We start from the raw sequence: 817 nt of genomic DNA on the forward strand, positions 1-817 counted from the left end.
GCAACATTTGCACAAAACAAACTTTTTACTTACTTTTGACGTTAGTAACGTAAAACAAAAGTATGATTATTTCATTTGGCTCGAAAGAAACCGAAATGATTTGGAAAGGTATTCGAGTTAAAAAAATGCCGATTGAAATCCAGAACGTTGGACGTCGGAAATTGAGAATGCTGAACAACTCTCAGGATATTATGGATTTGAGGGTTCCGCCTTCCAACCGACTTGAAAAACTTTCTGGGAATTTAAAGGACTTTTACAGTATTCGGATTAACAAACAATGGCGAATCATTTTTAAATGGAATAGCGGAAACGCAAGCGAAGTGGAAATAATCGACTATCATTAAAAAAGAACAAAATGGAAAAGTTGGCAAATGTACATCCTGGCGAAGTTTTGAACTTTGAATTTCTTGAGCCACTCGAAATTTCGGCTTACCGACTTTCAAAGGATTTGAAAATACCGCAGACAAGAATTTCGGAAATTATTAAAGGAAGACGCAGAATAACGGCGGACACGGCTTTACGGTTGAGCAAATATTTTGGGAATTCAGCCAAATTTTGGCTCGGACTTCAAGATGATTACGATATCGAAGAAGAACGAAATGAAAAACAAGCTGAACTGGCTGAAATAAAAAAATATGAAAATAAAAACGTTGCCTAACAATGGCTATAAGTAACCTGCCCGTCCGGCAGGCGGGTTGCTCGTTCTCGCCTACTTTGGAAATTCCGCAGGAATTTCCAACTCTGTGTGTACCTGCCTACCGGCAGGCAGGCTTGCAAAGTTAACCGCTAACCCACGCAACTCATAGCCAAACCGTTA

The 817-nt window shown here is 39.4% G+C and carries 2 protein-coding genes; both read left to right on the top strand.

Annotated features, from left to right (window positions below; genetic code table 11):
• The first annotated feature begins 62 nt into the window (after positions 1–62).
• On the top strand, positions 63–344 hold the full coding sequence (locus WAO84_RS17160) for a type II toxin-antitoxin system RelE/ParE family toxin (protein ID WP_340067372.1): 282 nt from the start codon (positions 63–65) through the stop codon (positions 342–344).
• Between the two features lie 11 nt (positions 345–355).
• Positions 356–658, top strand: coding sequence for a HigA family addiction module antitoxin (locus WAO84_RS17165; RefSeq protein WP_340067373.1), 303 nt, complete (start codon positions 356–358; stop codon positions 656–658).
• Positions 659–817 lie beyond the last annotated feature (159 nt).

This window comes from Ascidiimonas aurantiaca (assembly GCF_037646345.1).
Classification (GTDB): Bacteria; Bacteroidota; Bacteroidia; order Flavobacteriales; family Flavobacteriaceae; genus Ascidiimonas; species Ascidiimonas aurantiaca.